Source organism: Anaerococcus sp. HMSC075B03, assembly GCF_001815585.1.
In the GTDB taxonomy this organism is placed as follows: Bacteria; Bacillota; Clostridia; order Tissierellales; family Peptoniphilaceae; genus Anaerococcus; species Anaerococcus vaginalis.
This window is the reverse complement of record NZ_KV821204.1, coordinates 1-589: the sequence shown is the minus strand read 5'-3', so window position 1 is coordinate 589 and position 589 is coordinate 1. Positions and strand designations below refer to the sequence as shown.

The window sequence follows — 589 nt, the reverse complement described above, 5'->3', positions numbered from 1 at the left end:
ACGTAAGCTTCGCCTACTTCTTTTGTTCCTTTGCTTTTGAATTGTAGGTACACTCTTTGTGGGGCTTCGCTTACTTTGCTATAGTCTGGTTCGTTTTTAAAGCTTACTTCTACTGAACCGTCTTTTGGTATGTTTGAAAATCTTTCTTTGTAGTCTTCTAGCCTTGGGGCTTTCCCTTCTACTATTATTGGTTTGCTTGAGCTTCTTTGTGGCGTGAATTTTTCGCCATGATCTTTATCTTCGTCATCGGATATGCCATCTCTGTCTTTGTCTCTGTACAACCAATATGTGATTTTTCTTACTAAGAGTTTGCCTTTTTTCTTTGCTTTGAATTTTAATGTTATTGTTTTAAATCCACTGCCGTCTTCTGGCCAACCTTCATTGCTTGGTTCTGGGATTCCTCTTATTGTTTTTCCGTCAAAGATTAAGCCTTTTGGTAGTCCATCTATTTCTTTTAATATTTCTGCGTCTTTATCTAGACTTGTTACTGTTGCTGGTCTTATTTCTTTGCCTTCTATCCACTTTTGACCGTTTGATTCCATTAGACTTGTGTCTATTACTTTTTGGTCTACTTCTATTTCTTCTTCTT

1 pseudogene is annotated in these 589 nt (G+C 36.8%); it reads right to left on the bottom strand.

Going from position 1 to position 589, the window contains the following annotated elements:
• Positions 1 to 589: pseudogene (locus HMPREF3045_RS08130) on the bottom strand (FMN-binding protein); the annotation flags it as partial.